Source organism: Nitrosomonas sp. Is37 (assembly GCF_033063275.1).
Taxonomy (GTDB): Bacteria; Pseudomonadota; Gammaproteobacteria; order Burkholderiales; family Nitrosomonadaceae; genus Nitrosomonas.
Window position 1 is genome coordinate 1 of sequence record NZ_JAWJYP010000055.1, and the last position, 5,852, is coordinate 5,852.

Here is a 5,852-nt window from a genome sequence, read left to right on the forward strand (position 1 = left end):
TGATTTCTATCGCTTTTCTAGGCATAATGCCTAGTATAAATCAAATAATATATGCTATTAATGCAATTAAACACTAGATTTGGTTATAAATATCGTCAAGATGTGATCCATTGGTAGAAATCGATCTAAAGTAGACAGTGTGATATTAGACCTCATCACAGGGAAGATCGTCAGGATCTACACCGACGTAGTCAGGTTCAGGCAATACTTGTAACTGAACTGCCTTGATATGGATATGACCGTCCAAATACGCCTTAGCAACGCGATGCATGCCATCCATCAACCGGCCCATTAGGGCAAAGGATTATTGGATAGCTAAGATCGGCTGCTTCGATGAGAAGCATATGAGCCAACAAGTCCTTGCAAGTCAGACTTTCCCCATCAAACCAGTACGACTCATTCAGTTCTTCGATTTCAGAAATTGGTATCTCGAACTGATCGTTATCTTTTGTAAGATCAATAAGTCTGTGCACATCCCAAGCCAGGAGACCGAACTCACTTTTCCTGAAATGGTACTGCTTTCTCATTGCTGGAACCTAACGTTGGAAGTAAGGAGTCGACTGGAAGCAGACGAAGCCTTGCCGGAGGACGTTCGTTTGATGAAGGGGTTAGGCCGTACTATCGCGCCTCCTTGCGTCGCGCCATGAACTCAATGAGATCCTTTACCGCTGCGTCGGCTGCTTCGTCGGTCTCAAGATCTTTCGCGCGTATGCGACGTACTTCCACGCTTTCGTAAGTGAGTGGGACGAGGCGCTTATCTGCCTCTGCGGGTAGTTCACGGTGAAATGTGTCTCCGTCTACTTCGACGATAAAGGTTAGTCCTTTGTAGACTACGACGAAATCCGGCTCGAGTCGATTATACGCCTTGCCAACACGAACGAAGACGGGAAGCGGTGCGACAACAAGCTTGGCGCGTATGAGCGCCGTGAACAGAGAAATCTCCGCCTCGGACCGGAAGAGAAGCCCCTGGTACTGTTTGGAGGCAATGTTGTCACTTCGCACACGGCCCTGATTCGTAACGCCCTCGCCTTTGACAAATCGCATAGCTTCTTCGCGCCAGCCATCAGCAGCTTCGGTGACTTGCGGCGTTATAACAACCGACTCAAGCGCGTCAGCGGGAGTAGTCAAGAAGAATGGGCCAACAACCTCCGCGATGGACGTTTCGGTGACTTTGCGATCGTCTTCAGAGATCGCGTAGTACAGGTGAACAGGTAGCGTGACAAACAAACGCCAACTGTTAATCCCAAAGTCACTATCCCACAGTGCCATGTGACACTGACCTGCGACGAGGACAGTAATTCCACGAGCGTCACCACGCACCTTAAGCGCTTCGACCGCCGACGCAATCAAGTTCTCAGTTGAGAACGGTTGACCATTTCTTCCCATAGTCACACAGTATAAATTTTCGTGCGATTTAACGCCAACTATAACCGGACCCAAAAAGTAGAGCGACGAAGGAGCGGCGCTTTTTGGGTCCAAGCTTATGGCCTTATTAGAGCTATTTTGCATTATTCGACGCCTTCATAGAATGCGACTCTAAATCACAAATAATTTCATATACTACTTTCAGACTAATAATAATCTTGCTACCTATATGTCCTTCAGATTTGAAATCCAACCCTTTGTATCTGTGATCTATTGATCTATTGATCTATTGATCTATATGAATAGTATGCACCGTTATAATGAGATGTCGCATTTCTTAGGTAGTAGAATAATTCTAGGTCTTTCTTTTCTCGCCTTGTGAACTGAAATTTTCCACTTTCGAAATTTACAGACATTTGCTGCATTTCTTCCGAATAGTTGCCATATGTTAGGGTTTTGATGATTTGTTCGAAGACATTCCATGAACTGCTTAAGGCTGATGAAACAATATCCTCAAGGTAGTTTAGAATAAGCTCTTCGCTGCCAAGTTTTAGGGCTGTGAAAAATAACGGCTCATCAAATTGCTCTTCAAGTTCTGGAATTGCATCTGTAAATTTAGTCGGCAATTCCAAATAACGTTTCTGATCATTTTCTTTAGTCACAGACACCAAGAAGAGCAACTTAAGAAGAAACACACTTTTTATTGTTTCAAAATAGCCTAGCAGATCTGCTTCATCTGTATTCTTGATGCTTTCCATTGTGTCTCTCTTACTCTAACAAGTAATTATATGGTTTCTATATATCTTCCATATTTTGGCATTAGCAGCAATGAAATTGTTATACAAATATGCCCCACGACTTAATCCCCTTATTGCTTCCCGTTTGACTGACTTGTCAATGAAGTGCTAATCTGATTTCAGTTAATACTCTGTTTTAAGGAGGAAATAATACCTCCTTAACCCCTCCCCATACTGTCAGTACCATGGCGGCATGAATCGAAAACAACCCCAACAAGTTAATCTTTCTTTCGTCTGGCCGCGTGCGCTATTTCTGTAACGCCTGGCCGAGAAATCCAGCTATTCCCTGCGGATGAATTCCGCTCGACCGACGGTCGTCCTTTCGATGCACCGTACTGGTTTATCGATGCTACGCTGGCAGGCGGACCTGATTGCCGAGTTTGAAAGTCGTGTAAACCGAACGGTAGTGGATTACGAGCACCAAACGCTGCTTGCTGCACATAACGGCCAGCCCGCACCGGCTGCAGGCTGGTTTGGTAAACTGGAATGGAGGGAGTCTGGTTTATTCGCTGTCGATGTTGAATGGACCGATCGCGCCAGCCAGATGATCGAAGCTGGCGAATACCGCTACATTTCCCCTGTTTTACTTACGACAAAAAGAACGGGGCAATCAAACGACTTCTGAATGCAGCACTGACAAACAATCCCGCGCTGGATGCATGGGCGCCGTCGCAGCATCTCAATTTTTATCCATTAAAGGAGAAGACATGCAACTAGAACAGCTACTGGCTGCACTACGCAAACTCACAGGCCAGAATGAAAGCGCAGATGCTGAATCTGTGCTGGCCAGCCTGACTGCTCTGCTCGGCTCAAAAGATGATGCCATCGCCTCCCTCAAAACTGCTGCCGATCACCCCGATCCGGCCAAGTTCGTACCGATTGATGTGATGAAGTCATTGCAAAACGAAGTCTCAGTCCTCAAAGCAGAAAAGATCGAGCGCGAGGTGGATGACGTGGTGAGGGTGGCGCTGTCGGAAGGCAATCTGCTGCCAGCACAGGAAGACTGGGCGCGTAAATTGGGTAAAGAGAATCTGGAATCACTCAAGCAATACCTGGCATCTGCTTAGTCGATTGCGGCTTTGACCGGCACCTAAACTAGCGGCAAGCTACCAGAAGGCAGTGGCAATGAAGAAGCACTGACGGATGAACAATTATGAACAATTCACCCTTTGCAAGGTGATGAACATCACACCGGAAGATTTCAAGAAAAATATGCAGGTGTCGTAGGGGCGAATCTCGTATTCGTCCCATGGGCAATAACAAGGATCGCCCCTACAGGACAATCGAATTAATCAACAGGAGAAAACATGACTCTCTCAGCAGATCGTAATACCCCGATGAAGGACGGCGAACTGATCAATGTACCCGTCGTAGCTAACGTCAAGATTTATGCAGGCAGCCTGGTAGCAGCCAATGCTTCCGGTTATACCACACCAGGCGCTGTTGCGTAAACCTGCGATCATTGCTGGAGCTGTGTTCATTGGTCTTATTACCTACCTGATGCTGCACGTTTAAGGAGACCGTCATGAAGTGAATTACCTACGAATGCCCAAAAAATCAACCGAATTGCATGTCCATGGTTTATTGCAAAATTCATCAATCTGCAAACAGAGTTTCTTTATATCCTCGCGGCTGAAGTACTATGCTTGACGGAGGAAACCAGCGTGATATCTTCTTATGATATTGTCAGCCAGGTTCGCCTTATCCTGCTTGAGGTCGCCGAGCCAGCTTTAGCCCCACAAGACTGAATAGCCCTGCAATCGTCAGGTAAAGACCGACGAGTGACGTGCCACCTATTTCGCTGAGTGCCTGCGCGGCAATCGGAGCAACTGCTCCGCCCAGAATGCCGCCTGCGTTAAAAGCCACTGACGTACCGGTATAACGCACCCGCGGTGGGAACAGCGACGGCAACCACGCGCCAAGTGGGCCATAGACAAAGCCCATCACGAACAGGGCGAGTGACAGCACTGCCCATACTAGCCATAGCGACCCCGAACCCAAAAGCGATCCAAACATCAACCCCAAGCCGATTGTCGCTGCACATCCCCATGTCAGCACTCGCACAGCACTGGTCGCATCGGCACGCACACCCGCGACGATAATGCCGAGCACAAGGAACAGAATTGCAGCAAGCTGGACAGCCAGGAAAACCTCGCGATCATATCCCAAGGCGGTCGTGCCATGGGCGAGCGCAAAAGCGGTCGAAAGGTAAAAAATCGCGAAACAGGCTACCACCGCAAAAGTCCCGGCAAAGGTAGCTAGCGCATGATTACGGATCAGTTCACCGATAGGAACCGGAGCCGGAGGTTCATGTGCCAGAGCTTGAGCAAATTCAGGCGTTTCGTTGATCTTCAGGCGTACCCACAGACCTAGCCCGACTAGAATGGCACTGGCCAGAAACGGGATACGCCAACCCCACGCCGCAAATTCCGCTTCGCTCAATCCCATGCCGATCAACAGGAATAGTCCATTGGCGGCAAGGAACCCGACCGGCGCACCCAGTTGTGGGGCCATACCGAACCGTGCCCGCCACCCCTGAGGGGCATTTTCAACCGCTAGTAGCGCTGCGCCGCCCCATTCCCCGCCAAGGCCTAGCCCTTGACCAAAGCGTAGAATGCACAACAATAGTGGCGCAACCCAGCCAACCATCGCATAGGTCGGCAGGAACGCAATCAGCACGGTCGACACCCCCATCAGCATTAGCGATGCGACCAGTGTTGATTTCCGCCCGATCCGATCACCGAAATGGCCGAACAATACCGCACCAAACGGACGTGCGATAAACGCGAGACCAAAGCTCAGGAATGACAGCATCAATTGTGCAGCTGGCGAACTGGCTGGAAAGAACAATGGACCGAACACCAACGCCGCCGCCGTCGCGTAAATGTAAAAATCGTAATATTCGACAGCCGTTCCGACCAGACTCGCGACAAGTACACGGCGATGCTGATGATAAGGACTAGTCATTATCAGTTTTCCTTCGAATCTTTCGGGTTATTGTGTATAAGAAAGATTAATAATCTTTTCTTTCATGGAGGGCGAAGATAATGAAGATGTGATAATTTGTCAAACACACTGACAAACGATCAGAAATTGACAAAATTGCGTCTGATCGAAAATGAAAAACCTTGATTCCTGATATTTTTTGCTTTTCAGGCGAAAGACACCAGAGGGAAAAGCGACCGAGAAGATTAAATAGGAGCATATTAGTAACGTTACAGCGAAAATTAGCTTAAGGAGAAAGATTTCCACAGATTCCGTGGACAATCATGGCATGATGGCGGGATTGGTCAGACTGTGAGTGGCTAAACCTGATTTGGGCTCAGTATATAAAACACGTTGTCGTGATGAGGTGCCGCTCAGCGAATTCCATCAAGGATAAAGGCAATAGCCTTACAAAAAGTCCGGATGTATAGCAGCAATCTTTACTTTCTCAAAATCATTGACCGAAGGCTTGGCAAAAAGTGGGTGTCCATGTAAGGAATCCAGAGTTTCATAAAATATAGACATGAAATGGAAGACAAAAATAAAGCAATTACCCCGAACAGGATATAGCCAGGAATTTCGTGAGCAATCGATCAATTTTTTTAGAAACTGTTTAAAGACTCCTGCTCTAGGGTCTGTTGACGTTTTGAGATAAGTATTTCATAAATAGAAGCAAACTCGTAATATTGAGAGGTTCTCACACCA

The 5,852-nt window shown here is 47.6% G+C and carries 7 protein-coding genes and 1 pseudogene; 4 read left to right on the forward strand and 4 right to left on the reverse strand.

The genetic code is table 11. The features are described from left to right. Nucleotides 1-145: 145 nt before the first annotated feature. Nucleotides 146-292 carry a hypothetical protein gene (locus tag R2Q26_RS14995; RefSeq protein ID WP_317537025.1) on the reverse strand — a complete coding sequence of 49 codons (147 nt, stop codon included), beginning with the start codon at nt 290-292 and terminating at the stop codon, nt 146-148. Between the two features lie 52 nt (nt 293-344). On the opposite strand from R2Q26_RS14995, the gene R2Q26_RS15000 reads away from it, so the two are divergent. Continuing rightward, on the forward strand, nt 345-647 hold the full coding sequence (locus tag R2Q26_RS15000) for a hypothetical protein (RefSeq protein ID WP_317537026.1): 303 nt from the start codon (nt 345-347) through the stop codon (nt 645-647). Here the strand turns inward: R2Q26_RS15000 and R2Q26_RS15005 are convergent. Next, complete coding sequence (locus R2Q26_RS15005) at nt 619-1,509, reverse strand: hypothetical protein (RefSeq protein WP_317537027.1); 891 nt, start codon at nt 1,507-1,509, stop codon at nt 619-621. The genes R2Q26_RS15000 and R2Q26_RS15005 overlap by 29 nt on opposite strands. A 134-nt stretch (nt 1,510-1,643) precedes the next feature. After that, nucleotides 1,644-2,123, reverse strand: coding sequence for a hypothetical protein (locus R2Q26_RS15010; protein ID WP_317537028.1), 480 nt, complete (start codon nt 2,121-2,123; stop codon nt 1,644-1,646). 385 nt (nt 2,124-2,508) lie between these two features. On the opposite strand from R2Q26_RS15010, the pseudogene R2Q26_RS15015 reads away from it, so the two are divergent. From R2Q26_RS15015 to R2Q26_RS15025, 3 genes and pseudogenes are all read left to right on the forward strand, one after another. Then, a pseudogene (locus R2Q26_RS15015) lies at nt 2,509-3,229 on the forward strand (phage protease). Between the two features lie 240 nt (nt 3,230-3,469). Then, complete coding sequence (locus R2Q26_RS15020; RefSeq protein WP_317537029.1) at nt 3,470-3,613, forward strand: hypothetical protein; 144 nt, start codon at nt 3,470-3,472, stop codon at nt 3,611-3,613. 105 nt (nt 3,614-3,718) lie between these two features. After that, a complete protein-coding gene (locus R2Q26_RS15025; protein ID WP_411182374.1) occupies nt 3,719-3,910 on the forward strand; it encodes a hypothetical protein in 192 nt (63 codons plus the stop codon). Here the strand turns inward: R2Q26_RS15025 and R2Q26_RS15030 are convergent. Further along, nucleotides 3,864-5,048, reverse strand: a complete 1,185-nt coding sequence (locus tag R2Q26_RS15030) for an MFS transporter (RefSeq protein WP_317537031.1) — start codon at nt 5,046-5,048, stop codon at nt 3,864-3,866. The two genes, R2Q26_RS15025 and R2Q26_RS15030, sit on opposite strands and share 47 nt — an antisense overlap. Nucleotides 5,049-5,852: the final 804 nt, after the last annotated feature.

Coding starts and splice junctions, on each gene's coding strand:
- R2Q26_RS14995 (WP_317537025.1), bottom strand. CDS start 292: ATGGGCCGGTTGATGGATGGCATGCATCGCGTTGCTAAGGCGTATTTG.
- R2Q26_RS15020 (WP_317537029.1), top strand. CDS start 3,470: ATGACTCTCTCAGCAGATCGTAATACCCCGATGAAGGACGGCGAACTG.
- R2Q26_RS15000 (WP_317537026.1), top strand. CDS start 345: ATGAGCCAACAAGTCCTTGCAAGTCAGACTTTCCCCATCAAACCAGTA.
- R2Q26_RS15005 (WP_317537027.1), bottom strand. CDS start 1,509: ATGCAAAATAGCTCTAATAAGGCCATAAGCTTGGACCCAAAAAGCGCC.
- R2Q26_RS15010 (WP_317537028.1), bottom strand. CDS start 2,123: ATGGAAAGCATCAAGAATACAGATGAAGCAGATCTGCTAGGCTATTTT.